The sequence below is a fragment of the Streptomyces sp. NPDC001903 genome (assembly GCF_042891345.1).
Taxonomy (GTDB): Bacteria; Actinomycetota; Actinomycetes; order Streptomycetales; family Streptomycetaceae; genus Streptomyces.
The window spans coordinates 86,948-113,126 of record NZ_JBIASZ010000015.1 but is presented as its reverse complement, the minus strand read 5'-3'; the positions used below and the strand labels follow the sequence as shown (position 1 = coordinate 113,126).

General features: G+C 72.1%; 21 protein-coding genes, 1 tRNA gene and 1 pseudogene. 10 read left to right on the top strand and 13 right to left on the bottom strand.

Translation table 11 applies throughout. The features are described 5' to 3' along the window. A pseudogene (locus tag ACFYZS_RS29135) lies at window positions 1–1,217 on the bottom strand (hypothetical protein); the annotation flags it as partial. A gap of 7 nt (window positions 1,218–1,224) precedes the next feature. After that, window positions 1,225–2,220, bottom strand: a complete 996-nt coding sequence (locus ACFYZS_RS29130) for an SMI1/KNR4 family protein (RefSeq protein ID WP_389018765.1) — start codon at window positions 2,218–2,220, stop codon at window positions 1,225–1,227. Window positions 2,221–2,450: 230 nt separating this feature from the next. Between ACFYZS_RS29130 and ACFYZS_RS29125 the strand changes: the two genes are divergently transcribed. Beyond that, complete coding sequence (locus ACFYZS_RS29125) at window positions 2,451–3,041, top strand: YwqJ-related putative deaminase (RefSeq protein ID WP_389018762.1); 591 nt, start codon at window positions 2,451–2,453, stop codon at window positions 3,039–3,041. Window positions 3,042–3,052: 11 nt separating this feature from the next. Continuing rightward, window positions 3,053–3,565 carry an SUKH-3 domain-containing protein gene (locus tag ACFYZS_RS29120; protein WP_389018759.1) on the top strand — a complete coding sequence of 171 codons (513 nt, stop codon included), beginning with the start codon at window positions 3,053–3,055 and terminating at the stop codon, window positions 3,563–3,565. Between the two features lie 57 nt (window positions 3,566–3,622). On the opposite strand, the gene ACFYZS_RS29115 is transcribed toward ACFYZS_RS29120, so the two are convergent. Continuing rightward, window positions 3,623–4,912, bottom strand: coding sequence for a sensor histidine kinase (locus tag ACFYZS_RS29115; RefSeq protein WP_389018756.1), 1,290 nt, complete (start codon window positions 4,910–4,912; stop codon window positions 3,623–3,625). Window positions 4,913–5,081: 169 nt separating this feature from the next. On the opposite strand from ACFYZS_RS29115, the gene ACFYZS_RS29110 reads away from it, so the two are divergent. The 5 genes from ACFYZS_RS29110 to pth all read left to right on the top strand — a co-directional run bounded on the left by ACFYZS_RS29110 (window position 5,082) and on the right by pth (window position 9,280). Beyond that, a tRNA-Gln gene (locus ACFYZS_RS29110) sits at window positions 5,082–5,153 on the top strand. Between the two features lie 110 nt (window positions 5,154–5,263). Then, window positions 5,264–6,709: a bifunctional UDP-N-acetylglucosamine diphosphorylase/glucosamine-1-phosphate N-acetyltransferase GlmU gene (glmU, locus tag ACFYZS_RS29105; RefSeq protein ID WP_389018754.1), complete on the top strand. Its 1,446-nt coding sequence runs from the start codon at window positions 5,264–5,266 to the stop codon at window positions 6,707–6,709. Window positions 6,710–6,854: 145 nt separating this feature from the next. Then, complete coding sequence (locus ACFYZS_RS29100) at window positions 6,855–7,832, top strand: ribose-phosphate diphosphokinase (protein WP_030156542.1); 978 nt, start codon at window positions 6,855–6,857, stop codon at window positions 7,830–7,832. Between the two features lie 179 nt (window positions 7,833–8,011). Further along, window positions 8,012–8,599: a 50S ribosomal protein L25/general stress protein Ctc gene (locus ACFYZS_RS29095; RefSeq protein ID WP_389018751.1), complete on the top strand. Its 588-nt coding sequence runs from the start codon at window positions 8,012–8,014 to the stop codon at window positions 8,597–8,599. A gap of 90 nt (window positions 8,600–8,689) precedes the next feature. Next, complete coding sequence (gene pth / locus ACFYZS_RS29090; protein WP_389018748.1) at window positions 8,690–9,280, top strand: aminoacyl-tRNA hydrolase; 591 nt, start codon at window positions 8,690–8,692, stop codon at window positions 9,278–9,280. A gap of 90 nt (window positions 9,281–9,370) precedes the next feature. On the opposite strand, the gene ppc is transcribed toward pth, so the two are convergent. Beyond that, a complete protein-coding gene (gene ppc, locus ACFYZS_RS29085) occupies window positions 9,371–12,139 on the bottom strand; it encodes a phosphoenolpyruvate carboxylase (protein WP_389018745.1) in 2,769 nt (922 codons plus the stop codon). A gap of 378 nt (window positions 12,140–12,517) precedes the next feature. On the opposite strand from ppc, the gene ACFYZS_RS29080 reads away from it, so the two are divergent. Together ACFYZS_RS29080 and ACFYZS_RS29075 are read left to right on the top strand one after the other, a co-directional pair. Then, window positions 12,518–13,504, top strand: a complete 987-nt coding sequence (locus ACFYZS_RS29080) for an acyl-CoA desaturase (RefSeq protein ID WP_389018742.1) — start codon at window positions 12,518–12,520, stop codon at window positions 13,502–13,504. Further along, window positions 13,504–14,175: a TetR/AcrR family transcriptional regulator gene (locus tag ACFYZS_RS29075; RefSeq protein ID WP_030865813.1), complete on the top strand. Its 672-nt coding sequence runs from the start codon at window positions 13,504–13,506 to the stop codon at window positions 14,173–14,175. Before ACFYZS_RS29080 ends, ACFYZS_RS29075 begins: the two co-directional genes overlap by 1 nt. Before the next feature lie 37 nt (window positions 14,176–14,212). Here the strand turns inward: ACFYZS_RS29075 and ACFYZS_RS29070 are convergent, their stop codons facing one another. Further along, window positions 14,213–14,611, bottom strand: coding sequence for a VOC family protein (locus ACFYZS_RS29070; protein ID WP_389018740.1), 399 nt, complete (start codon window positions 14,609–14,611; stop codon window positions 14,213–14,215). 2 nt (window positions 14,612–14,613) lie between these two features. Next, window positions 14,614–15,471, bottom strand: a complete 858-nt coding sequence (locus ACFYZS_RS29065) for a trans-aconitate 2-methyltransferase (protein WP_389018737.1) — start codon at window positions 15,469–15,471, stop codon at window positions 14,614–14,616. Window positions 15,472–15,646: 175 nt separating this feature from the next. Between ACFYZS_RS29065 and ACFYZS_RS29060 the strand changes: the two genes are divergently transcribed. Continuing rightward, the gene (locus ACFYZS_RS29060) at window positions 15,647–16,144 is read left to right on the top strand and encodes a MarR family winged helix-turn-helix transcriptional regulator (protein ID WP_389018734.1); all 498 of its coding nucleotides are present in this window, start codon (window positions 15,647–15,649) and stop codon (window positions 16,142–16,144) included. Here ACFYZS_RS29060 and ACFYZS_RS29055 read toward each other — a convergent pair. The 7 genes from ACFYZS_RS29055 to ACFYZS_RS29025 all read right to left on the bottom strand — a co-directional run bounded on the left by ACFYZS_RS29055 (window position 16,103) and on the right by ACFYZS_RS29025 (window position 26,133). Continuing rightward, on the bottom strand, window positions 16,103–16,867 hold the full coding sequence (locus ACFYZS_RS29055) for a response regulator transcription factor (RefSeq protein ID WP_030156558.1): 765 nt from the start codon (window positions 16,865–16,867) through the stop codon (window positions 16,103–16,105). The two genes, ACFYZS_RS29060 and ACFYZS_RS29055, sit on opposite strands and share 42 nt — an antisense overlap. Window positions 16,868–17,371: 504 nt before the next feature. Further along, window positions 17,372–18,319, bottom strand: a complete 948-nt coding sequence (gene galE, locus ACFYZS_RS29050; protein ID WP_389018731.1) for a UDP-glucose 4-epimerase GalE — start codon at window positions 18,317–18,319, stop codon at window positions 17,372–17,374. A 109-nt stretch (window positions 18,320–18,428) separates the two neighbouring features. Continuing rightward, window positions 18,429–19,127: a response regulator transcription factor gene (locus tag ACFYZS_RS29045; RefSeq protein ID WP_389018728.1), complete on the bottom strand. Its 699-nt coding sequence runs from the start codon at window positions 19,125–19,127 to the stop codon at window positions 18,429–18,431. A 144-nt stretch (window positions 19,128–19,271) separates the two neighbouring features. Continuing rightward, on the bottom strand, window positions 19,272–21,119 hold the full coding sequence (locus tag ACFYZS_RS29040; protein ID WP_389018725.1) for a PQQ-binding-like beta-propeller repeat protein: 1,848 nt from the start codon (window positions 21,117–21,119) through the stop codon (window positions 19,272–19,274). Window positions 21,120–21,160: 41 nt separating this feature from the next. Further along, window positions 21,161–22,822, bottom strand: coding sequence for a PQQ-binding-like beta-propeller repeat protein (locus ACFYZS_RS29035; protein ID WP_389018723.1), 1,662 nt, complete (start codon window positions 22,820–22,822; stop codon window positions 21,161–21,163). A gap of 155 nt (window positions 22,823–22,977) precedes the next feature. Continuing rightward, window positions 22,978–24,774, bottom strand: coding sequence for an ABC-F family ATP-binding cassette domain-containing protein (locus tag ACFYZS_RS29030; protein WP_389018720.1), 1,797 nt, complete (start codon window positions 24,772–24,774; stop codon window positions 22,978–22,980). A gap of 27 nt (window positions 24,775–24,801) precedes the next feature. Then, window positions 24,802–26,133 (bottom strand): acyltransferase family protein, encoded by a 1,332-nt coding sequence (locus ACFYZS_RS29025; RefSeq protein ID WP_389018717.1) that lies wholly within the window; start codon window positions 26,131–26,133, stop codon window positions 24,802–24,804. Between the last annotated feature and the right edge of the window lie 46 nt (window positions 26,134–26,179).

Here is a 26,179-nt window from a genome sequence, read left to right as displayed (position 1 = left end):
GGACCCGCCAACATCGTCGCCGCATGATCCAGCCCACGCCCCAGCGAACCCGGAGCACCCGGCGGACCAGGAGGAGCCGGCGGCTGACCCGCACCCGGCGGACCGGGAGGAGCCGACGGCTGACCACCCGTCACGGCCGGACCCGCCAACATCGTCGCCGCATGATCCAGCCCACGCCCCAGCGAACCCGGAGCACCCGGCGGACCAGGAGGAGCCGGCGGCTGACCCGCACCCGGAGCACCCGGCGGACCGGGAGGAGCCGGCGGCTGACCACCCGTCACGGCCGGACCCGCCAACATCGTCGCGGCATGGTCGAGCCCGGGCCCGGGCGCACCCGGCGGGCCGGGCGGCGTCACCGGGGCCGCGCCCGGCCGGGAGACCTGGGCCTTGCTCGTCGGCGCGTCGGCGATCGACCCGGAATCCGAGCCGCCGCCCGCTTCCGGCCCGAGGTCCAGCGCGGGCGCGATCGCGGTCTTCGGGAGCCGGCTGCCCCCGGGAATCAGTGCCGTCTTGGCCTCCGACGCCCCGCCGGCCGGCGGAGCCATGTCCTCCAGGTCCGAGCCGGACAGCGGCGGCGCGAACACCGTCGCGGGCAGCGGCACGGACACGTCGTCGGCGCCGGGGTTCACATCGGTCCCGGCCCACGGCGTGGCCCCGGCCGGCACCCCGTCGTTCGCGGTCGGCTCGTACGGCACCTCGCGGCGCAGCGGAACCGCCTCCACCGGCTCGGGCGCCGGAGCGGCAGGCTCCGGAGCCGAAGCGGGCGCAACGGGCGCGGGCGCGGCGGCCACGGGCTCCGCGGGAAGCGGCGTCGGAGTCCGCGCAGGCGTGGGCGCCGCCGGAATACCCGCCCGGTCCGCCGCCTCCTGCAGCCACTCCGGCGGACTCAGCATGAACGAGGTCTGCTCCGAGTCGATCCGCGGCGCCGGCACCGAGGCCTCCGCCACCGGCGCGGCCGCGGCCCCGTACTCCTCCTCGTACCGGCGGATCACCTCACCCACCGGCAGTCCGGGCCACAGCGTCACCTCACCGCTGTCCCGCGCGATGACCAGCCGCTGCCGGCCGCCACCGGACACCGGACCGGCCGCGCGGTCCTCCGCCCACACCACGAACCCGAGTCCGAACTCCCGTACGCGCACCTCCCGGTGCTGGTACGCGGGCACGTCACCGTTGATCCATTCCTCGGCGCGCTCCTGCGCCTGCGCAAACGTCACCATCGCGCCGTCACCCCTCCACCGGTGCCGCGCCCGACACGGGAACCGAGCGTGCGAATCCGCCGTCCACCATCAGACCGGCCACCGTTTCCAACTCAGGCGGATTGCCCGCCAACCGCTCCAGAAAGGCATCGAAATCGGCACCGCACGGCAGCAACAGACGCTCCACGCGCTCCTGCACCGACCAGCCGTCCTGGTCGCGGGCGTCGTCGTACGGGGAGAACCAGACCGAGCCGATCGCCTCGCCCTTCACCTTCACCGCGAGCAGACCGCCCTGGACGAAGGCCACGCACAGGTAGTCCTTCGTCAGGTGGTCCCGCAGGCACTTGTTGACGTACACGAGGTCGTTGACCGCCGCCTCCTCACGCACCGTGAAGAAGGGCTGGTCCACCAGCAGACCGAGGTCCACGTCCAGCCCGGCGCCCACCGGCGCGCAACCGCCCGCCGCCTTCAGGAAGGCGCGGTACGCCTCCGGCAGCCGGTAGCCGAGGTCCTCCTCGACGCCCTGCACGGCCTCCTCGGAGACGGACACCACCGTCTTCGGCAGCCCCAGGTGCACCGGACGCAGCTCCTGCAACGGCCGCGTCCCGCGCTTGCCGTGGTCGACCGGGGCCGTCGCCAGTCCCGCGTGGTGCCGCAGCAGTGCCTTCACCTCGACCGGGACCAGCTCCATGCGCCGCGTCCGCGCCACGTGGTGCCAGGTCCAGCCGTGCGGGGTCGCCACCGGTCCGACGGTGTCCCACAGCGCATGGCCCGCCGCGTGCATCGCCGCGTTCGCGGACACGCAGTCCGTCAGCCGCAGCTCGTCCACGCCGAAACCCTCCGGAGGCTCGGCGATCTCCACCGCCGCGCGCGCGTACGGGGAGAAGTCGGGATGTCCGGCCGCGTCCATCCGTACCCCGTGGGGATGCCGAGCGGCCCGGACCGGGTCCGGGAAATGCACGACCTGCCCGGAGTACGCGGCGTTGGGTGGCGCGGCCTGCTGCCCGAGCCGACCTGTCGTCATGGCGGTAGCCCCCTGCTGGATCTGGCTGGTTCACCACAGCCTATGTGGTCGGGCAAGAGCGTCACCCGCCCGCGACCCCCGCACCCGCGCGAGGGCCAGGAACATCCGAATTGATACGAATATTCGACCCCGCTTCCACACGACAGGGGACATTTGACAGGCTGTCCCCTCAGCACGGGGGCGTGCGCGACAGCGGCCACCACCGCCGCCACGGGAGGGAAGACGCGACCATGCAGAACACGGCGACACGCACGGACACGGCCGACGGCGCCTCGGGGCCGGGCGAACAGGGCGACCCGGCGGCCGGACACCCGACCGGGGGAACCCCCGCGGCCGGAGACCCCCGCCTGCGCTGGAGCAGCACCGACGGCCGGCCCGCCGCACCCGTCCTGCGCTTCCGCCGCGACGGCATCCTGCCCACCGTCGCCGCCGCCCTCTCCGTACGCGGCGAGACCCTCACCGGCACCGCCGGCAAGGCCGACCAGCCACCCGCCCTGCACCCGCTCGTCCAGGACTTCCTCGACACCCTCACCAGCGGCCAGCGGGAACGCTTCACCGGCCGGTGCCCCGAGGCGATCCTGCTCTCCCGCCACCTCACCGCCGTGGAGGGCGCCCGCAGCAGGCGCGCCTCCCGCAAGCCCCTCACCGCGGGCGAGGCACGCCGCGCCCTGAAACACTCCAAGATCACCGCACGTCGCATCCGCGAGGACGGCGACCCGCTCCACGGCAGTTACGCACCTCCCTGCCGCTCCTGCGAAGCCCTCCTCGCCCACTTCGGCGTACGCGCCGTCGACCTCACCCCCGCGTCAGAGAAGGCCTGACCTCCGCCACCATGACCACCTCCTCCGCCTCCTACGACCGCTCCTCGGCCACCCGCTTCCCGGCCGCCGTGGACACCGCCCTGCGCTCCGCCGGCTGGGAGCCCGGCCGCTGGGACATCAAGCAGGCCGAGTTCTGGGCCGACGCGCTGCGCGACCACACCACCCCGGCCGGCCACCGGCACACGGTCTTCCCGGCCGCGGTCGAAGCCTGGGCCGAATTCGGCGGGCTCCACGTCACCGCGCCCGGCACGGGCCGCCAGATAGCCCCCGCCCCCGTCCGACTCGACCCCCTCACGGGCCTCCACCTCGCCCGCACCTTCGCCGACCTCGGCCGCGCCCTGTCCACCGAGCTCTGCCCCCTCGGCGTCGACGCCGACGCCGGCTCGCACCTCGCCATCGACCGCGAGGGCCGCGTGTACGGCATCGACCACACCGGCGACTGGTACCTGGGCGGCGCCGTGGACGAAGCCCTCACCCTCCTCCTCACCGGCCTCCAGCCCACCCGCCTCACCACGGCTCCGTAGGGGCGCCCGGCCGGCACGCACCCGCGGCGGGCCCGGGCCCGCCGGGGCCGGGCCGGCCTACGCTCCCCGCGCAGCGCGCGGCAGGACCGCCGAGACCTTGAAGCCGCCCTCGTCGGTCGGGCCGGACACGAAGACGCCGCCCAGGCCGAGCACCCGCTCGCGCATGCCGACCAGCCCGTTCCCCCCGCTCGGCAGGCCCGGCTGGACCACGTCCGCCCCGCACGGCCCGTTCTCCACCTGCATGGCCACCTCGCCCTCCCGGTGGGCCAGCCGCACCACCACCCGCGCACCCGGCGCGTGTTTGTGGCAGTTCGTCAGCGCCTCCTGCACCACCCGGTACGCCGTCTGCTCCACCTCCGCCGGATACCCCGCCCCCGCGCCCCGGACGTCCAGCTCCACGGCCATCCCCGCCGCGCGCGACTGCCCGACGAGCGCCTCCAGCTCACCCAGCGACGGCCCGGGCCCGTCCTCGAAGCTCCCCACCAGCGCGGCCACCGGCACCACCGCGGCAGAAGCGGCGGCAGGGGTCCGCTTCGGCGACTCCGCCGCCCGCAGCACCCCCAGCATCTCCCGCAGCTCCGTCAACGCCTGCCGGCCCATGTCCCCCACGAGCGCGGCGTTCTTCGCCGCCCGCTCCGGGTCCTTGGCCGCCACCGCCTCCAGCGCCGCCGCGTGCACCACCATCAGCGACACCCGGTGCGCCACCACGTCGTGCATCTCGCGCGCGATCCGCGTCCGCTCCTCCGTACGGGCCCACTCGGCCCGCTCCTCCGCCCGGTCCGCGAGCAGCGACAGCTCCCGCTCCAGCGAATCCGCCCGCTCCTGCAGGCTCTCCATCAGCCGCCGCCGCGCCCCTATGTACAGGCCCAGCAGCACCGGGGGCACGGTCAGCGCCACCGCCACGAACACGGACAGCACGATGACGAGCGACTGCGAGGCCCCCTGGTCCCCGCTGGTCCGCACGTACATCACCACGAAGGTCGCCGCGAGCGACATCGAGGCCAGCGTCGCGGTGATCCGCCGGGGCACCTCGCAGGCGGCGAGCGTGTACAGCCCGACCACCCCGAGCAGGAAGCCCATCGCGGCCGGCGACACGGCGATCCCGACCAGCACCACGGCGATCGGCCAGCGCCGCCGCAGTACGAGCGTGGACCCCACGAGCAGCCCGAACAGCACCCCGACCGGCACCGGAAGCCCGGCCTCGTGCGCGAAGGGAACCCCCTCGACGGCGCACTCGACGGCCGACACGGCCGCCAGCCCCACATCGAGCACGGCCCCCCGCGGCCGCTCCCACCACCACGGCCCGTCGCGCTCGGCCCCGCCCTGCTCTTCCCCCGTACCGGTCATGCCGTCCAGCGTACGCAGCGCCCCCGGCGCGCAGGCGAACCGAATTCCGGCAGACCGAACGCGACACAAAGCGCTGATCTTTACCGTCGCATCGAGGGGTGGTGGTGCGGCATAGTAGGTGCCGTCGACTCGACCAACGCGACATAATGTCTGGTTTAGTCGGAAATAATCCCCTGTGGTGTAATTGGCAGCACTGAGGCTTTTGGTGCCTTATGTCCGGGTTCGAGTCCTGGCGGGGGAGCTCATGCGCACGCGGGTCCTGACCGGTCGGTCGGGACCCGGCTTCGTTTCCGGGGGGCGGCCCCCCGGTATCCTTCACGGGTCCACCACCCGAAGCCGAAGGGCACACCCGTGAGCGCCAACCGCCCGGCAGCCGTCGTCGTACTCGCAGCGGGTGAAGGCACCCGCATGAAGTCGGCCACTCCCAAGGTTCTGCACGAGATCTGCGGGCGCTCGCTCGTGGGCCACGTCGTCGCCGCCTCGCGCGAGCTGGACCCCGAACACCTCGTGGTCGTCGTCGGCCACGCCCGCGAGCAGGTCACCGCGCACCTCGCCGGCATCGACGCCGGCGTCCGCACCGCCGTGCAGTACGAGCAGAACGGCACCGGACACGCCGTCCGCATGGCCCTCGAAGAGCTCGGCGGCCAGCAGAGCGGCACCGTGGTCGTCGTCTGCGGCGACACCCCCCTGCTGACCGGCGAGACCCTCGCGCAGCTCGCGCGGACGCACGAGTCCGACGGCAACGCCGTCACCGTGCTCACCGCCGAGGTGCCGGACTCCACCGGCTACGGCCGGATCATCCGCGGCGCGGACGGCGCCGTCACCGCCATCGTCGAGCACAAGGACGCCACCGACTCCCAGCGCGCGATCCGGGAGATCAACTCCGGGGTCTTCGCCTTCGACGGCGCCCTCCTCGCGGACGCGCTCGGCAAGGTGCGCACGGACAACAGCCAGGGCGAGGAGTACCTCACCGACGTGCTCGGCATCCTGCGCGAGGCCGGCCACCGCGTCGGCGCGGCCGTCGGCGGCGACCACCGCCAGATCCTCGGGATCAACAACCGCGTCCAGCTCGCCGAGGCCCGCGCGCTGCTCAACGCCCGCCTCCTGGAGCGGGCGATGCTCGCCGGCGTGACGGTCGTCGACCCCGCGAGCACGTTCGTGGACGTGACGGTGACCTTCGGGCAGGACGCGCTGATCCACCCCGGTACGCAGCTGCTCGGCGCGACGCACGTCGCCGAGGGCGCCGAGGTCGGTCCGAACACGCGGCTCAAGGACACGCAGGTGGGCCCGCGGGCGCGCGTGGACAACACGGTGGCGGACACGGCGGTCATCGGCGAGGCGGCGTCCGTCGGCCCGTACGCGTACCTGCGTCCGGGCACGAACCTGGGCCTGAAGGCCAAGGCCGGCACGTACGTGGAGATGAAGAACGCGACGATCGGCGAGGGCACGAAGGTGCCGCACCTGTCGTACGTGGGCGACGCGACGATCGGCGAGTACACGAACATCGGCGCGGCGAGCGTGTTCGTGAACTACGACGGCGAACACAAGCACCACACCACCGTCGGCTCACACTGCAAGACGGGTTCGGACAACATGTTTGTGGCGCCCGTCACGATCGGGGACGGCGCCTACACGGCGGCCGGCTCGGTGATCACGAAGGACGTCCCGGCGGGCGCGCTGGCCGTGGCCCGCGGTCAGCAGCGCAATATCGAGGGCTGGGTGGCCCGCAAGCGTCCGGGAAGCGCCGCGGCGACGGCGGCCCAGTCGGCGGCCTCGGAGGATTCCGACCCCCGCTGAGGCCTCGTTGAGGTGAACTGACCGGAAACAGGTAGGCCCGGCAGGGCGTACCGTGATAGGTGCACGCAATTCGGCTGGCTCACCGTGTGCGGGACGGACGCACACGGGGGCGAGCAGCTTTCAACACGTCTGAGGAGACTGTGCTGTGACCGGGATCAAGACGACCGGCGAGAAGAAGCTGATGCTCTTCTCCGGCCGCGCCCACCCCGAGCTGGCCGAGGAGGTTGCGCATCAGCTGGGCGTTGCCCTCGTGCCGACCAAGGCTTTCGACTTCGCGAACGGTGAGATCTACGTCCGCTTCCAGGAGTCGGCTCGTGGCGCGGACTGCTTCCTGATCCAGAGCCACACGGCTCCGATCAACAAGTGGATCATGGAGCAGCTGATCATGATCGACGCGCTGAAGCGCGCGTCGGCTCGCTCCATCACCGTGATCATCCCCTCCTACGGGTACGCCCGCCAGGACAAGAAGCACAAGGGCCGCGAGCCGATCTCGGCCCGCCTGGTCGCCGACCTGCTGAAGACCGCGGGTGCGGACCGCATCCTCACGGTCGACCTGCACACGGACCAGATCCAGGGCTTCTTCGACGGCCCGGTGGACCACCTGTCGGCGCTGCCGGTCCTCGCGGACTACGTGGGCGCGAAGGTGGACCGCTCGAAGCTGACGATCGTCTCCCCCGACGCCGGCCGCGTGCGCGTCGCCGACCGCTGGTGCGACCGCCTGGACGCGCCGCTGGCGATCGTGCACAAGCGCCGCGACAAGGACGTCGCCAACCAGGTGACGGTCCACGAGGTCGTCGGCGAGGTCCGCGGCCGCGTCTGCGTCCTGGTCGACGACATGATCGACACGGGTGGCACGATCTGCGCCGCCGCCGACGCGCTCTTCGCGCACGGCGCGGAGGACGTCATCGTGACGGCCACGCACGGCATCCTGTCGGGGCCGGCGGCGGACCGCCTGAAGAACTCGAAGGTCAGCGAGTTCATCTTCACGAACACCCTGCCGGACCCGTCCGACCTGGAGCTCGACAAGATCACGGTCCTGTCGATCGCCCCGATGGTCGCGCGCGCGGTGCGCGAGGTCTTCGAGGACGGCTCGGTCACCAGCCTGTTCGAAGAGCAGCAGTAACCGGTAGCGCAGAGATCCTTTTGGGTGCGGCCTCCGCGCCGGGTAGACTCTACGAGTTGCTCGGCGAGGGAGGCCGCACCTTTTTCGGTGTCGGTGCTCCGTTATCGACGCGCTCTTCGTAGCAGGCCGTTCAGGCCGGGTGACCATCGTCCAATTCCGTCACCCCACGAGGAGTGAGCATGTCCGAGGTCAAGCTTTCCGCCGAGCTCCGCACCACCTTCGGCAAGGGCTCTGCCCGCCAGGCCCGTCGCGACGCCCTGGTTCCCGGTGTCATCTACGGTCACGGCAACGACCCGAAGCACGTCAACGTCGAGGGCCACGGCCTGGCGCTGGCGCTGCGTACCCCCAACGTCCTGATCTCCCTGGACATCGCGGGCGACGGCACCGAGCTGGTCATCCCGAAGGCCGTTCAGAAGCACCCGCTGAAGCGCTCGATCTCCCACGTCGACTTCCTGATCGTCAAGAAGGGCGAGAAGGTCACCGTCGAGGTCGCCGTTGTCACCGAGGGCGACCTGGCCCCCGGCAACAACATGCTGGAGACCCTCCTCAACACCATCACGGTCGAGGCCGAGGCCACCCACATCCCGACCGAGGTCACCGTCTCCATCGCGGGCCTCGAGGCCGGTGCCTCCATCCACGCCAAGGACCTGGTCCTGCCGGCCGGCACCACGCTGGCCGTCGACGGCGAGACCGCCGTCCTGCAGGTCGTCGCCCCGCAGGCCGAGGAGCCGGCCGCCGACGCCGCCACCGAGGGCGAAGAGGCCTGAGCCTCGGCTCTCCCCCTCAGCACTTGCTGATCGACCGCCGTCCGGCTCCACTGGGAGCGGGACGGCGGTCGTCCTCGTTAAGGAGCATGGATGTCGGACGACGCGGCGCCGTGGCTGATCGTCGGCCTCGGTAACCCCGGTGCGGAGTACGCGGGCAACCGCCACAACATCGGGTTCATGGTGGTGGACCTGCTCGCCGAGCGGATGCGCGGGAAGTTCAAGGCGCACAAGGCGCGGGCGCAGGTGGTCGAGGGCCGCATGGGCCCGCCGGGACCGGCGAACCGCCGGGTGGTGCTGGCGAAGCCCATGTCGTTCATGAACCTGTCGGGCGGGCCGGTGACGGCGCTGCGCGATTTCTACAAGGTGCCGCTGGACCGGATCGTGGCGATCCACGACGAACTGGACATCGACTACCCGACGCTGCGGCTGAAGCTGGGCGGCGGGGACAACGGGCACAACGGCCTGAAGTCGATGACGAAGTCGATGGGGCCGGAGTACCACCGGGTGCGGTGCGGCATCGGCCGCCCGCCGGGCCGTATGCAGGTCGCGGACTTCGTGCTGAAGGACTTCTCCTCGACGGAGCGCAAGGAGCTGGACTGGTTCGTGGACCGGGCCGCCGACTCCGTGGAGTGCCTGATCGCGGAGGGTCTGGAGCGCGCCCAGTCCGCCTACAACTCCTGACGGACACGGCACAAAACAAAGGGGAAGCCCCCGCACCGGCCGGTGCGGGGGCTTTTCCGTGTTCCGGGCCGGTACGGGCCCCGAGTGCGCTCAGCCGGTGTTGCGCAGGCCCGCCGCCACGCCGTTGACGGTCAGGAGCAGGGCCCGGGCCAGCAGCGGGTCCGGTTCTTCGCCGCGGGCGGCGGCCGCGCGCTGGCGGGCCAGCAGGGACACCTGGAGGTAGGAGATCGGGTCCAGGTAGGCGTCGCGGACGGCGAAGGTCTGCTGGAGGACCGGGTTGGAGTCCAGGAGCTTCTGGCCGCCGGTGATGCGCAGGACCTCGCGGACGGTGAGCTCGTGTTCGGCCTCGATGCGGGCGAAGACGTGCTTGAGGTCCTCCGGGACGAGGGTGTCGACGTAGTGCCGGGCGATCCGCAGGTCGGTCTTGGCCAGCGTCATCTCGACGTTGGACAGGAAGTTGCGGAAGAAGTGCCAGCGCGCGCCCATCTCGGCGAGCGCGGATTCGCCGCCCGCCTCGCGCAGGGCCTTCAGGCCCGAGCCGACTCCGTACCAGCCGGGGACGATCTGGCGGGACTGCGTCCAGCCGAAGACCCACGGGATGGCGCGCAGGCCGTCGAGGCCGGCGCCGGAGTCGGGGCGCCGCGAGGGGCGGGAGCCCAGGTGGAGGTCGGCGAGCTGGTCGACGGGGGTGGCGGCGAAGAAGTACGCCGGCAGGTCCGGGTCCTCGACGAGCTCCCGGTACGCGGCGTGGGCGGCGTCGGAGACGGTGTCCATGGCCGCGTCCCAGCGGGCGAGGTCGTCGTGGGACTGGCGGGGGGCGGTGTGCAGGGCGGAGGCCTGGAGGGTGGCCGCGACGGTCAGTTCCAGGTTCTCGCGGGCCAGCGACGGTACGAGGTACTTGTCGGAGATGACCTCGCCCTGCTCGGTGACCTTGATCTCGCCTTCGAGGGTGCCCCAGGGCTGGGCGAGGATCGCGTCGTGCGAGGGGCCGCCGCCGCGGCCGACGGTGCCGCCGCGGCCGTGGAAGAGGCGCAGGCGCACCCCGTAGCGGTGGGCGACGTCGCGCAGCCGGCGCTGGGCGCGGTGGATCTCCCACTGGCTGGTGGTGATGCCGCCGAACTTGGAGGAGTCGGAGTAGCCGAGCATGACCTCCTGGACGTCGCCGCGCAGCGAGACGAGGCGCCGGTAGGAGGGGTCGGCGAGCATGGCGTCGAGGATGACGTCGGCGGCGCGCAGCTCGTCGGTGGTCTCCAGGAGCGGGACGATGCCGATCTTGGCCCAGCCGGCGTGGAGGTCGACGAGGCCGGCCTCGCGGGCGAGGACGGCGGCGGCGAAGACGTCGTCGGCGCCCTGGCACATCGAGATGATGTACGACTCGATGACCTCGGGGCCGAACTTCTCGAAGGCGTCCTTGATGGCGGAGAAGACGCCGAGGGTCTTCTGCCCGGCGGCGTCGAGCGGCGCCGGGGTGGGGGCCAGCGGGCGGCGCGAGCGCAGCTCCTTGGCCAGCAGCTTCTGCCGGTAGTCGCGCGGCATGTCGGCGTAGCGCCAGGACTCCTCGCCGAGGCGGTCGAAGAGCTGGCCCAGCGCGTGGTGGTGGGCGTCGGCGTGTTCGCGGACGTCCATGGTGGCGAGCTGGAGGCCGAAGGCGGCGAGCGTGCGGATGGTGCGGTCCATGCGGCCGTCGGCGAAGAGGGCGCCGCGGTGTTCGCGCAGGGAGGTCTGGATGAGGGTGAGGTCCGTGAGGAGCTCGGCGGTGCCGAGGTAGTCGCGGCCTTCCTCGTGGGGGGTGCCCTTGGCGAGGCGCTCGCGGGTGTTGACGAGCTTCTGCCGGATGCAGGTGGCCTTGAGGCGGTACGGCTCCTCCGCGTTCAGCCGCTTGTAGCGCGGGCTGATCTCGGGGAGGCGTTCGAGGTCGGCCTGGAGGGAGGAGAGGAGCTCCTCGGTGGCGCCGGTGTAGCGGATGGAGTTCGACAGCAGTCCGCGCAGGAAGTCGATCAGTTCGAGGGCGTCGGTGATGCCGTGCTCGTGCTGGAGGATCAGGACGTCGCGGGTGACGTCGGGCGTGACGTTGGGGTTGCCGTCGCGGTCGCCGCCGATCCAGGTGCCGAAGGTGAGCGGGCGGGTGCCGGCCGGGATCTCGACCCCGACGCGCTGGAGCTCGGCGGCGAGGTCCTCGAGTACGTCGCCCACCGCGCCCGCGTGCAGCTCGTCGAGGTAGTAGATGGCGTTGCGGGCTTCGTCGGCCGGTTCGGGCCGCACGACGCGCAGCTCGTCGGTCTGCCAGACGAGGTCGATGTTCTCGGCGAGGCGAAGGTCGTGGCGGCGGCGTTCGCCGGCGCCGGCGACGGGCTCCTCCAGCAGGGCCGCGATCCGGCGCAGCTTGTTGAGGACGCTGCGGCGGGCCGCCTCGGTGGGGTGCGCCGTGAAGACGGGGCGGACGTTGAGGTTCTTGACCGTCTCGCGCAGGTGCTCGGGGTCGGCGTCCTTGAGCATGTCGGCGGTGCGGGCGAGGAGCCCGCCCTCCGCGGCGCGGTGGGCGCGCAGCTCCTTGCCGCGGTGCACCTGCTCGGTGACGTTGGCGAGGTGGAAGTAGGTGGAGAAGGCCCGTACGAGCTTGGCGGCGGTCTCCAGGTCGGTGTCGCCGAGCAGTGCGGCGGCGGCTTCGCCGTCGGTGCGCGTCAGGGCGCGCACTTGTTCGACGAGGTCGAGGAGGTCTTGGCCTTCCTGGCGGACGAGGGTCTCGCCGAGGAGGTCGCCGAGGCGGCGGATGTCCGCCCGCAGCTCCGCGTTGGCGGCGGCTTCGGCGGTGGCCGGGGCCTTGGCCGGGGTGGAGGAGGCCTGGTCAGCACTGCTCACAGGTGCGGCTCCTTGCAGTGTTCGAGCGCTACTGGGAGGTGGGCTCCGGGGTGCGCGGGGGAGCCTGGACTCCTCCCCCGGCTGTCGCTGGGAGGGATCCAGGGGGTGTCCCCCACCTGGTGCGCAGCTCGGCTGCCCGTGCGGACCGCGCTGTCCGACGACACCAGGATAGGTGTCCGGGCCTCGTGCCTCGCTAAACGTCTCACCAGGCGGCGCGCGGGCGCTTTCGAGCGCCCTTGAGAGCGCCTCGGGCCCGGCCGTGCTCCCCTTGCCCCGCGCTACGGCTTTGCCATACTTACGTTGCCGTAGGTTACGGATCCGTAGCCAGGGCGGGCGCCAGGGGCGCCGCGCCGATTCCTCACCCCCCAGGGGACCCTCATGACCACCAGTCCCGAGCTGATCGAGGACGCCTCGGCGGCCTCCGATTCCGATTCCCCCGTGCCCTCCGCGACCCTCGGAGGCGAGAACAAGCGGTCCGTCGAACAGATCGCCCTGCTGTTGTTCATCGTCGTTCCCTTCCTGGCGCTGCTCGCGACGATCCCGCTGGCCTGGGGCTGGGGGGTGAGCTGGCTGGATCTCGGCCTGATGGTGTTCATGTACTTCCTGACCTGCCACGGGATCACGATCGGCTTCCACCGGTACTTCACCCACGGTTCCTTCAAGGCGAAGCGGCCCCTGCGGATCGTGCTGGCCGTGATGGGTTCGATGGCGGTGGAGGGCCCGCTGGTGCGCTGGGTGGCGGACCACCGCAAGCACCACAAGTTCTCCGACCACGACGGCGACCCGCATTCGCCCTGGCGGTTCGGCGAGACGGTCCCGGCCCTGATGAAGGGGTTGTGGTGGGCGCACATCGGGTGGCTCTTCGACGAGGAGCAGACCAACCAGCAGAAGTACGCCCCGGACTTGATCAAGGACCCGGCGATCCGGCGGATCTCGCGTGACTTCGTCCTGTGGACGATCGTGTCGCTGGCGATCCCGCCGCTGGTCGGCGGCCTGGTGACGATGTCGTGGTGGGGTGCGTTCACGGCCTTCTTCTGGGGTTCCCTGGTCCGGGTCGCGCTGCTGCACCACGTGACGTGGTCGATCAACTCGATCTGCCACGCGGTGGGCAAGCGTCCCTTCAAGTCCCGGGACCGTTCGGGCAACGTGTGGTGGCTGGCGGTGCTCTCGTGCGGGGAGTCCTGGCACAACCTGCACCACGCGGACCCGACCTCGGCCCGGCACGGCGTGCTGCGCGGGCAGGTCGACTCCAGTGCCCGGCTGATCCGCTGGTTCGAGCTGGCGGGCTGGGCGACGGACGTGCGCTGGCCGTCCAAGGACCGCGTCGACGCCCGGCGCAGGGAAAACGCGTCGAACGCGGCATGATGGGGGACGTGGCGATCGACGGCAGCAGTTCCAGCAGCGACAAGCCCCGGCGTGGCCGCCGGGTCCGGATGACGGGCGCCGAACGGCGCCAGCAACTGCTGGACATCGGCCGCACCCTGTTCGCGGAGAAGGGCTTCGAGGGCACCTCGGTGGAGGAGATCGCGGCGAAGGCCGGGGTGTCCAAGCCGGTGGTGTACGAGCACTTCGGGGGCAAGGAGGGCCTGTACGCGGTCGTCGTGGACCGTGAGATGCGCCAGCTGCTGGACGGGGTGACGGGCGCGCTGACGGCCGGGCACCCGCGGGAGCTGCTGGAGCAGGCGGCGTTCGCGCTGCTCGACTACATCGAGTCGTACACGGACGGCTTCCGCATCCTCGTACGGGACTCTCCGGTCGCCCAGTCGACGGGCACCTTCGCCTCGCTGATCAGTGACATCGCCACGCAGGTCGAGGACATCCTGGGGCTGGAGTTCAAGGCGCGCGGGTTCGACCCGAAGCTGGCCCCGCTGTACGCGCAGGCGCTGGTCGGGATGGTCGCGCTGACCGGGCAGTGGTGGCTGGACGTGCGCCGGCCGAAGAAGGCGGAGGTCGCGGCGCACCTGGTGAACCTGGCCTGGCACGGACTGGACGGGCTGGAGTCGAAGCCGCGGCTGGTCGGCCACCGCAAGAGCTGAGCGGCGGTGCGGGGCGTGGTGCGGCTCCCCCGGGCGGTCAGGCCCGGCCGAGGGGGTGCGCGCCGAGAGGTTCCGCGCCGAGGGGTTCCAGGAATTCGAGCCGGTTGCCCACGGGGTCCTCGGAGTAGAAGCGGCGGTGTCCGGGCAGGTTGTCGTCCCAGACGACCTTCGCTCCGCGCTGCGCCAGTCTGTCCGCGTACGCCTCGATCCCCGTCACGCGCAGCCCGGGGTGTGCCTTGCGGGCGGGCCGGAAGTCCTCCTCGACGCCCAGGTGCAGCTGGACCGGGCCGGCGGCGAACCAGCAGCCGCCGCGGGCGGCGAGGACGGGCGGCTTGGGCACCTCGGTCATGCCGAGGACGTGCGTGTAGTACGCCCGGAGCCGGTCCTCCGAGCCCGGCGGCGCGGCGAGTTGGACGTGGTCGACAGCGCTCAGCACGGTCAGAGCTCCTTACGGGCGACGGCGAAGATGCGGCGGAACGGGAAGACGGTGCCGCGCGGCCCGGGCGGGTAGGCCTCGCGCAGCAGGTCGCGGTATTCGGCGAGGAAGGCCTCCACGGCCTCCCGGTCGTCCCCGAGTGCGGTCAGGACGGGCCGCAGCGCGGTCCCCTTGACCCAGTCGAGCACGGGGTCGGTACCGGTGAGCAGCTGGTGGTACGTGGTGTCCCAGATGTCGACGGCGCAGCCCAGCTCGGTGAACCGGGCCAGGTACTCGGCGGGTTCGAGGATGTGGATGTAGCGGGAGCCGTGGCCGGCGAGGCGGCCGCGCCAGCGCGGGGTGTCGCAGAGCCGGGCGAGCAGGGCGTGGCTGGGGGCGGTGAAGTTCGCGGGTATCTGGAAGGCGAAGGTGCCGCCGGGGCGCAGTCCGTTGATCCAGGCGGCGAAGGAGCCGGGGTGGCTCGGGACCCATTGCAGGGCCGCGTTGGAGACGATCAGGTCGTAGGGCTCCTCGGGGAGCCAGCTCGACAGGTCGCCGTGGCGGAAGCCGAGGCGGCCGCCTCCGGAGGTCGTGCCCGCGTACTCGCCGGTGGCCCGCCGGAGCATCTCCGGGGAGAGGTCGAAGCCCGTGATGTCGGCTTCGGGCCAGCGTTCGGCGAGGAGCGCGGTGACGTTGCCGGGGCCGCATCCGAGGTCGGCGATGCGGGCGGGGCGGGTGGGGAGTTCGGGTATCCGGCTCAGGAGGTCCAGGAAGGGACGGGTCCGGTGTCCGGCGTGCCGGAGGTACTGCTGCGGGTCCCAGGTGGGCGCGGCGTGGGCGGGGGGTGCGGGGATCCTTGCCGACGCGATATCGGAATGCATGTTCGAGCCTCCCTACTGGCGGGGCGGTCGGAAGCGGAAGCGGTTCCGGCACCCTCCATGCCCATCGTCGCTCAGAATATATCTCGATGTCAAGATTCATGAGATCGAGATATCTATGCCCGAGATCCTCGATTTGAAGAGACTTCACGTCGACAGACCCCTTACACTGATCGGCATGGAGGACGAGGTCGACCGATTGGTCGCGGCATGGCGGCGGGAGCGCCCTGACCTCGACGTGGAACCGCTCGAAGTGCTGAGCCGCGTCAGCAGGCTCGCCCGACACCTCGACCGCGCCCGCAGGCTGGCCTTCTCCGAGCACGGCCTGGAGCCTTGGGAGTTTGACGTCCTGACGTCGCTGCGCCGCGCGGGCGCGCCCTACCAGCTCTCGCCCGGCCAGCTGCTGACGCAGACCCTGGTCACCTCGGGCACCATGACCAACCGCATCGACCGGCTCGCGAAGAAGGGCCTCGTCGAGCGGCTGCCCGACCCCAACGACCGGCGCGGGGTGCTGGTCCGGCTCACCGCGGAGGGGCGGGACCGCGCCGACCAGGCCCTGGCCGGCCTGCTGGCCCAGGAGAGGGCGATCCTCGCCCAGCTCTCCCAGGCCCAGCGCGGCGATCTCGCGGCGCTGCTACGCCAGTTGACCGCTCCGTTCGACAACATCCCCGGCTAGGTCGGCCGGCCGCACCCCGGCCCGCCGGGCCAGTGCCACCGCCGCGAGCGTGGAGTGCACCCCGAGCTTGCCCAGCACGTTCTGCATGTGCGTACGGACGGTGTGCGGGGACAGGAACAGCCTCGCCGCCACGTCCTTGCGGCCCAGCCCCGCCACCATGCAGCGCAACACCTCGTGCTCGCGCGGCGTGAGGGACTCGACGAGCCGCTCGCTGTCCGTACGGTGCTTGCGCGCGGCGGTCAGTTCGCGCAGCACTCCGGTGAGCAGCGCGGGCGGGAGGTGGGTCTCCTCGCGCAGGACCCCTCGGATGACGGCCAGCAGCCGCGAGAGCGAGCAGTCCTTCGCCACCCAGCCGGAAGCCCCTGCCTGGAGGGCGTGCGCGGCCCGGCGCGGATCGTCGCGCTCGGCCAGCACCACGGTGCGCACCCCGGGGTGAGACACCCGCACCCCGGCGACCAGCGCGATCCCGTCCGCGCCCGGCGGCGGGCCGGAGCCCGATTCGCGCTGGGCGGGCACCGCCCCGGCGGCGGCGCCGAGATCGGCGTCGACGAGCAGGACGTCGAAGCGGCGGCCCTCGGCCACCGCGCGTTCGAGGCAGCGCAGCGCGGCGGGGCCGCTGCCGGCCGCGGACACGTCCACGTCGGGCTCGGCCGCGAGTGCGGCTGCGAGCGATTCGGCGAAAATGCGGTGATCGTCGACCACGAGAACCCGGATGCGAACCACAAAACCCCCAAGGGTCGGGGAACGGACGACTGCGGGTACGGCGCCCGGACCGGGTGATCCGCAGCTGCCGCGGCCGCCGCCGAGACATCTCTGCACTACCCCGGACCGGACGCCGTACCCGGCGTGTCTCGACCCCTGAATCAACACCGGCCCCCACCGGTGTCACGCATCAGCGTAGAACGGGTGGCGGCTCGCGGTTGGCCGAATAGCGGAAGTTTTCCGAGCCATTTTCCGGCTGGGCAGGCGTGAACCGGGTTTTCGATGGCCAGAATTCGACCATGTGGACGGTCTGGAAGACGGTTTCCGGCAGGCCTGTGCCGCAGGCAGTTGCACGGGGGCCCTTTCACCCGGCGTGTGCACGCCGGGCGCCCGCGCACCGCGCCCGCCCACGGCGCCCCCGGCGCGTCCGCGCTCCCCGCGCACGCCGCGGCAGGCACGGCGCCGCACGCACCGCGCCCCCCGCACGACGGGGTGCGGGGGGCGCGGGTGACGCGGGACAGCGGGTCAGGAACGGTGCTTGCGGGTGAAGTTCCAGGCGTCCGTGATGATGCCGGTGAGGTCCGAGCGGGCCGGGGTCCAGCCGAGCCGCTCGTGGGCGGTGCGCGCGGAGGCGACGAGCACCGCCGGGTCGCCGGCCCGGCGCGGGGCGATGACCTCGGGGATCTCCGCGCCGGTGACCTTGCGGACCGTCTCGACGACCTCGCGGACCGAGAAGCCGTTGCCGTTGCCGAGGTTGCAGATCAGGTGCTCGCCCGCGGTGGCCGCCTCCAGGGCCGCCAGGTGGGCCTCCGCCAGGTCGGCCACGTGGATGTAGTCGCGTACGCAGGTGCCGTCCGGGGTCGGGTAGTCCTCGCCGAACACCGAGATCGACTCCCGCTCGCCCAGGGCGACCTGCAGCACCAGCGGGATCAGGTGGGTCTCGGGGTCGTGCCGCTCGCCGAACTCCCCGTACGCGCCGGCCACGTTGAAGTAGCGCAGCGAGACCGCCGCGACGCCGTGCGCCGCGCACTCGCCGGCGATCATGTGGTCGACGGCCAGCTTGGAGGCGCCGTACGGGTTGGTGGGCTTGGTGACCGAGTCCTCGGTGAGCAGGCCCTCGGTGGGCTCGCCGTAGGTGGCGGCGGTGGAGGAGAACACCAGCTTGCGCACCCCGTGCGTGCGCATCGCGGCCAGCAGGGCGAGCGTGCCGCCGACGTTGTTCTCCCAGTACTTGCCCGGGTTGGCGACGGACTCGCCGACCTGCGAGGAGGCCGCGAAGTGCAGCACCGCGTCGTAGGAGGGGTCCAGGTACCGCTCGGCGTCCTGGATGCGGCCCTCGATGAAGGCCGCGCCCGCCGGGACGCCCTCGCGGAAGCCGGTGGAGAGGTCGTCGAGGACGGTGACCTCGTGCCCGGCCTCCAGGAGGTGCGCCGCAACGACGCCGCCGACGTACCCGGCGCCGCCGGTGACCATGTATTTGAAAGTCGCCGCTTTGAACGTCGCCGTCTTGCTCACTCGTCTACTGCCTCTCGCGGGGGGATGCACGCGGGCGCGTGCACGTGCCGGTCACTGGCTTACCGGATTACGGGCCCGCGGGGAAATCGGCGGCCGCCGCCGACAGCCCCGCCCGGTCCAGCAGGCCGGTACGGGCGGCCAGCGCGGCCGCCTCCAGCCGGGAGCCGACGCCCAGCTTCATCAGCACCCGCTGCACGTGCGTACGGGCGGTGCTCGGCGCGATCTCCATGCCCGCCGCGATGAGCCGGGTGTCCTCGCCCTCGGCGACCCTGACCAGCACCTCCACCTCGCGCGGGGTGAGCAGCCGCAGCAGCCGACTGCCCTCGTCGTCGGGCTGGGCGGCGGGGTTGAGGAGCTCCGCGAAGGCCCCCTGCAGCAGCTGCGGGGAGATCGCCACCTCTCCCGCCCGGGCCTTGGCCAGCGCCCGCTCGACCCCTTCGATCCGCTCGTCGTGGCGTACGTACCCCGAGGCGCCGGCGGCGAAGGCGGCCGCGATCCCGCGGGGGCTCGGCACCGGGCCGAGGACGACCACGGCGATCTGCGGCCGTTCCCGTTTGATGCGGACGACCGGCTCGAACACCCCCGGTTCGGCGGGCGTGGCGGTGCCCAGCAGGCAGACTTCCGGCGCCCGGCTGATGACCAGCTCGGCGGCGCCCGCGGCCGGGGCGGCCGCGGCCAGCACCCGGTGCCCGCGCAGCTTGAGGGCCGAGGCCAGCGCCTCGGCCAGCAGCCGGTGCTCGTCGAGCACCATGACCCGTACGCCCATCGCGCACCCACCCCCGACCCTTCTGACCCGGCAAGCTACACGCTTGTTCGACGGTGCGAGGCGGATACCGCGCAGAAGCCCCCGGAAGGCGGACCTTCCGGGGGCTCGTGCGCGCTGCGGGCGGCGGCCGGGATCGGCCGGGGATCAGCTGGCGCTGAAGGAGACGAACAGGTACTCGGGGTCGCCCTTGTCGGAGTACGGCTTGCGGGCCGTCGTCCGGGAGATGAAGAGCTTGCCGTTGTGGTAGCGGTACTCGGAGAAGTCGGGCGAGAAGCCGGTCTCGGCGGTGCGGCTGGCCTTCTCCGCCGGGTTCTCCATGAGGACGGTCTCCTTCATCGTCGTACCGTCGATGCTGACGACCTGGCCGCCCTTGTCGTACGGGGGCTCCTTGTACGCGATGATGTTCGACCCGTCCATGCGGAGCGGGAACATGGTGTACCGCTCGCCCGCGTCGGCGCGGTCGGTGGTCTGCTTGCCGGTCTCCAGGTCGAAGGAGAGCAGCTCGTTGGTGCGGCCGACCTCCGCCGTGCCCTGGTGCTCGATCGAGGGCAGGTAGACCTTGCCGTTGCCGACGACGAAGCCGGCGCACTTCTCGACCTCGGTGCCGCCGCACTTGCCGCCGAAGTTGCCGGAGGCGAGCGAGATGCGCGCCTTCAGCTCGCCCTTGGGGTCGACGACGAAGAGGTCGCTGACGCCGGTGGCGTTCTTGGCGGTCTTGCCGACGTCGGCGGCGACGATCAGGGGCTTGGTGGAGACGATGGACGCCCACTCGATGCCCGGGGAGAGCTTGTACGAGGAGGTCTGGGCGCCGGTGGCCGGATCCAGCGTCTGCGCGTACAGCGACTGGTTGTCGCCGCGGCCGCACTTGCGGATCACGGCGAGGGCCTCGCCGCCCGCGTAGCCGCTGTCGTAGCAGCCCTCGCCGTCGACCTTGGGCGTCCACAGCGGCTTGCCGTCGGCGAGGCTCCAGGCGGCGCCGCCGCTGGTGCCGCCCGCGGCGACGGTCTGGCCGCTGAGGGTGACCTCGTAGTACGAGGCGGGCCTGTCACCGGTGGTGGCGCCCTTGGCGTTGCCGGACCAGAGGAGCTTGCCGGCGTTCAGGTCGATGACGCCGACCTCGGTGCACGCCGGGTACTTGTTCTCCGGCGTGGGCTTGGTCGGCCGGAAGAGGACCGCCGTCTTGTTGTCGCTGACGTGCTTGGTGGCGCCGCAGAGCTCGCCGGGGAGCGGGATCTCCCACTTCTTGCCGCCGTCGACGGTGTTGTAGCCGACGACCTTCGCCACGTCCGACTTGACGTAGGTCGAGTCGGTGAGCCAGGAGCCCGCGACCGTGACGACCTCTTCCGGGGTCGGGTTCGGCTGGTTGAACAGCGGCTTCGACTTGGTGTTGGCGGGCGCCTTCTCCGAACCGGGGGTGCCGGAGCCGGGCTTGTCGCCGCCGGTGGTGCCGTTCGCGGTGGGCTGCTTGCCGCTGCCGCCTTCGTCGCCGGAGACGTACCAGAAGCCGCCCGCGATGATCAGGACGATGGCCACCAGGGCCGCGCCGACGATCATCAGCTGGGTGCGCACGTCGTTGCCGCCGCCGCCCGCGCCGCCCGGGGCCGGGGGCTGGGCCGCGTACATGGGGGCCGTGGGCGCGCCGTAGGACGGCGCGGCGCCGGCGCCGGCGGGGGGCTGCTCCTGCGGGTAGCCGTAGCCCTGCTGGGGATAGCCGTACGCCGCCTGCCCCTGCGGCGCTGCGCCCGGCGCGGCGGGCGCGGTCGGCGCTGCGGCCGGCTGCTGCGGCGCGGTCGGCGCTGCGGCCGGCTGCTGCGGCGCGGTCGGCGCTGCGGCGGGCTGCTGCGGGGCGGTGGGCGGCACCGGCGGCTGCTGCGGGGCGGCCGGCGGCACGGGCGGCACCGGCGGCGGCGCGCCGAAGCCCCCGGGCGGGGGATCCTGCGGCGCTCCGAAGCCGCCGGCGGGCGGCTGGTTGGGGGGCGGCGGGGTACTCATCGCTTGCTACTGCCTCTCGGTGGGCGGCTCGGTGGACTCGTTCACTTGCCGAAGACCATCAGGAGCTTCTCGTCCGTGCCCTTGGCGGAAAGCATGGTGACGCCGATGAAGAACCGGCCGTCCACGTAGTCGGTCAGCGGGTTGTAGAAGGCGCTCTCGATCGGGGCGGCGACTCCTGACGGGTTGCGCAGGAGCGCGGTGGGCGTGCCGCCGGCGGCGGCCGGGATCGAGACGACCTCGCCGCCCTGGTCGGACTTGGCCTTGCGGTAGGCGAGCAGCTGCCCGTTCGCGGCCCCCAGCGGAGTGAGGGTGCGGCCGTCCCCGGCCGGGGTGCGCCACTTGGCCTTGCCGGTTCCCAGGTCGAAGGCGACGATCTCGTTGCCCTTGCCGGACTCCGCGACGGTCGGCAGGTAGAGGGTGTTCCCGTCCACTGCGGTGTGGGAGCAGACCTCGACGGAGTGGAAGATGCCGTTGTTGCACTCGGTGGCGAAGTTGCCCTCGCCGCTGACGGTGGCGCGCTGCTTCCCGTCGGGTCCGAGGACCACGATGGCGCGTTCCTTCTTCTCCTGGTTGCCGATGTCGAGGACGAGGGGGTCCAGCGAGTAGACGGCGCCGACCTTGTACTTGGCCGGCAGTTTGAAGGTCCAGGTCTTCTTGCCGGTGACCGGGTCGGCGTCGGAGACCTCGCGGGAGAGGTCCTCGTCGTAGCAGGTCGAGATGGCGATCATCTTGCCCTTGTCCGCCACGTACGAGTCGGGCTTGCAGCCCTCGGCGTCGGCGCTGCCGAAGAGCTTGTCGCCCGTGCCGACCTTGAAGGCGCTGGCGGTGCCGCTGCGGCTGACGGCGACGGTGTCGCCGGTGATACCCAGGGTGGGGCTGGTCATGATGTCGAAGAGGCCCTCCTTGGGGACCTCCTTCGTCCAGCCTTCCTTGCCCGCCTTGAGGTCGACCTGCTTCATCTGGTTGCAGGTCGCGGAGTCGCCGTCGCCGTCCTTGACCATGACGACGGTCTTGGCCTCGGCGGCGGTCTGGCGGGTGACGGCGCAGATCGGGGTGGGGAAGGCGAGCGTCCACTTCTGCTTGCCGTCCGTGACCCCGTACGCGGTGAGGTTCTTCCAGGCGCTCTTGACGACGGTGTCGCCGACGACCCACTGGCCCTCGGCCTCCACGCCCGCGCCGGGGCCGTCGATCTTGGCGGTCTTGAGCCAGAGGACCTTGTCCTCGCCCTGCTTGCGGCCGGCGTTGAGGTCCTCGGGCTCGTTGCCGCCGCCGCTGCCGTCGCCCTTGTCCACCGCGGCGGAGGGCTTGCCGTCGGCGGGGGCGGATCCCTGCGCGACGGGCTTCTTCGGGTCCTCGTCCCCGCCGTCGAGGAAGGCGAAGTAGCCGCCGGTACCGAGGACGAGCACGCCGGCGACGGCCGCGGCGACGACGACGGCCGTCTTCTTCTTCTTCGGCTGCGGTGCGCCCCCGGGCTGGGGCATGCCGACGGTGGGCATGCCCGGAGGCGGCGGGAAGTGGCCCTGCTGGGGCGCCTGGTGCTGCGGCCCCGGCTGCGCCGGCTGCATGGGCTGCGTCGGCGGCGCTTGCGCGTACGGGTTCTCGCCCTGCTGCGGGTACCCGTACCCGGGCTGCGGCGGGCCGGGCAGGTGACCGTAACCGGAAGGTGTGGGCGGCTGGTTCGGCGGCTGGGGCGGCTCGGTCATCAGCGCATACCTTCGGCGTCGGGTGGCGTAGGGGGATGACCTTTCTATCACTGACAGCGCGCTTACATCGGGCCGGTCCAACCCCTGTTCCCAAGGGAGGACCGGCCCGTGACAACGCCGTTATCCGGCCAGTTGACGCCTTGGACCGGCGGAATCTAGGCCTCCTCGGCCAGCTCCAGCCAGCGCATCTCCAATTCGTCCCGGTCCGAGATGAGTTCGCGGAGCTCGGCGTCGAGCTTGGCCACCTTGTCGAAATCGGTGGCGTTCTCGGCGATCTGCGCGTGCAGGTTCGTCTCGCGGTCGGACATCTTGTTGAGCTGGCGCTCGATCTTCTGGAGCTCCTTCTTCGCCGCGCGCGAGTCGCCGGAGGCGCTCGACTTGGCGGCGGCCGGGGCGGGAGCCGGGGCGGCCGCCTCGATCATCTTCTGCCGGCGCTCCAGGTACTCGTCCAGGCCGCGCGGCAGCATCCGCAGGCTCGCGTCGCCCAGCAGCGCCATCACCGTGTCGGTGGTGCGCTCGATGAAGAACCGGTCGTGGGAGATGACGATCATCGAGCCCGGCCAGCCGTCGAGGAGGTCCTCCAGCTGGGTCAGGGTCTCGATGTCGAGGTCGTTGGTGGGCTCGTCGAGGAAGAGCACGTTCGGCTCGTCCATCAGCAGCCGCAGGATCTGCAGCCGGCGACGCTCACCACCGGAGAGGTCGCCGACCGGCGTCCACTGCTTCTCCTTGGTGAAGCCGAACTGCTCGCACAGCTGACCGGCCGTCATCTCGCGGCCCTTGCCGAGGTCCACGCGGTCGCGCACGCGCTGCACGGCCTCCAGCACCCGCAGGGACGGGTCGAGTTCGCCGACCTCCTGGGAGAGGTACGCCAGCTTGACGGTCTTGCCGACGGTGACGGACCCGGCCGCCGGCTGCACGTCCCCCTGCGTACGGGCCGCCTCCGCGAGCGCGCGCAGCAGCGAGGTCTTGCCCGCGCCGTTGACACCGACGAGGCCGATGCGGTCGCCGGGGCCCAGGTGCCAGGTGAGGTGCTTGAGCAGGATCTTCGAACCGGCCTGGACGCTGACGTTCTCCAGGTCGAACACGGTCTTGCCCAGGCGCGCGTTGGCGAAGCGCATCAGCTCGGACTTGTCGCGCGGCGGCGGCACGTCGGCGATGAGCTCGTTGGCGGCCTCGATGCGGTAGCGCGGCTTGGAGGTCCGGGCGGGGGCGCCGCGGCGCAGCCACGCCAGCTCCTTGCGCATCAGGTTCTGCCGCTTGGTCTCCTCGGTGGCGGCGATGCGCTCGCGCTCGGCGCGGGCGAAGACGTAGTCGCTGTAGCCGCCCTCGTACTCGTAGACGGAGCCGCGCTGGACGTCCCACATGCGGGTGCAGACCTGGTCGAGGAACCAGCGGTCGTGGGTGACGCAGACGAGTGCGGAGCGCCGCTCCTGGAGGTGCTTGGCCAGCCAGGAGATGCCCTCGACGTCGAGGTGGTTGGTCGGCTCGTCCAGGACCAGGAGGTCTTGGTCGGCGATGAGCAGCTTGGCGAGCGCGATGCGCCGGCGCTCACCGCCGGAGAGCGGGCCGATGACCGTGTCGAGGCCCTGGCCGAAGCCGGGGAGGTCGAGGCCGCCGAAGAGTCCGGTGAGCACGTCGCGGATCTTGGAGTTGCCGGCCCACTCGTGGTCGGCCATGTCCCGGATGATCTCGTGGCGGATGGTGGCCGCGGGGTCGAGGGAGTCGTGCTGGGTGAGGACGCCCATGCGCAGGCCGCCGCTCTGGGTGACCCGGCCGGTGTCGGGCTCCTCCAGCTTGGCGAGCATGCGGATGAGGGTGGTCTTGCCGTCGCCGTTGCGGCCCACGACACCGATCCGGTCTCCCTCGGACACGCCGAGGGAGATGCCGTCGAGCAGGGCACGGGTTCCGTACACCTTGCCGACTGCCTCGACATTGACCAGATTGACGGCCATCAGACGCGCTCCAGGGAAGGGTGTGGATCAGCCCCTCAGCCTAACCCTCCGGACCGACGCCGAGCGCTCCACGAGGAGCCAGCCCCCCAGAGCCATGCCGATGGCGGCGGGCGCGGTGACCGGGAGGGCGATCAAAGTGGCGCTGTGGCCCTCCAGCAGACCGCCGAGCCCGGTCATGGACAGGCCGAGGACGCCGAGCAGGCACAGGGTGATGCCGAGGGCGGCGCGGGGCCCGGATCCGGGCTCGGCGCCGCCGCGGCCGGGCGCCTCGAAGCGGCGGAAGACGGCGACCAGTACGCCGGTCAGCGCGGCGGCGGCGAGCAGCCGGACGGGGACCTGGGCCCACCAGGCGGCGGTGGCGGGCTCGGGCAGGCTCAGCCCGAGCCCGAGCTGGGCGGCGTACACGGCGAGCATGGCGGTCAGGTGCCAGAGGAAGGCGGTCATGGCGATCCCGTTGGCGGCGACGACCCCGCGCCAGACGCGGGGCCGGGCGAGCAGGGCGGCGGCGGGCGCCCGGAGCAGCTCCACGGCTCCGACCAGCCACATCCCGTGCGCCAGGAGGGCGAGGGTGGGCGGGGCCATGTTGGACACCTTCTCGCCCGGCATCCCGACCATCGACAGCGGGTACGGCCCGTACGCGACGAGCAGCACGGCGCCGGCCAGCCCGGCGGCGGCGAGCACGGCGGGGCGGGTGATCCGGCCGTCGGCGCGCAGGAAGCCGAGCTGGTGGACGGCGAGCCAGACGAAGGCGAAGTTCAGGAACTCGACGTACGGGACGGCGAGCGCGAAGCGCAGTACGTCGACGGCGGCCGCGGACCCGGCGAGCGCGGCGAAGGCCCCCCAGCCCCACCGCCGGTGGAGCTTCAGCAGCGCCGGGGTGAAGGCGACCATGGCGAGGTAGATCCCGATGAACCACAGCGGCTGGGTGACCAGCCGCAGGGCGGCCCCGGTCAGCTTCCCCTCCCCGCCGCCGGCGAGCTGGACGGCGAGCGCCCCCGCGGTCCACAGGAGGACGAAGACGAGGGTGGGCCGCAGCAGCCGCTGGAGCCGGGCCCGCAGGAAGGCGGCGTAAACGGGCCGCCCGTCGGCGCGCCGGGCCAGGGACCGGTACGACAGGGCGTGCGAGAACCCGCCGACGAAGAAGAACACCGGCATGATCTGCAGGCCCCAGGTGAGCACTTGGAGCGCGGGAACGAGGGCGAGCAGGTTCCCTATGCCGTCACTGCTGACGGCGGCCATCAGCCAGTGCCCGAGGAGGACGGTCCCGAGCGAGGCGACCCGCAGCAGGTCGACGTACCGGTCCCGGCTCCCGGGGGTGGCCTCGGCGAGGTCCTTGGCGGTGTGCGCGGCGTATCCCATGGGGCCACGTTCCCGCCCGGGACCCGGGCGGGAACAGAGCGCGGAT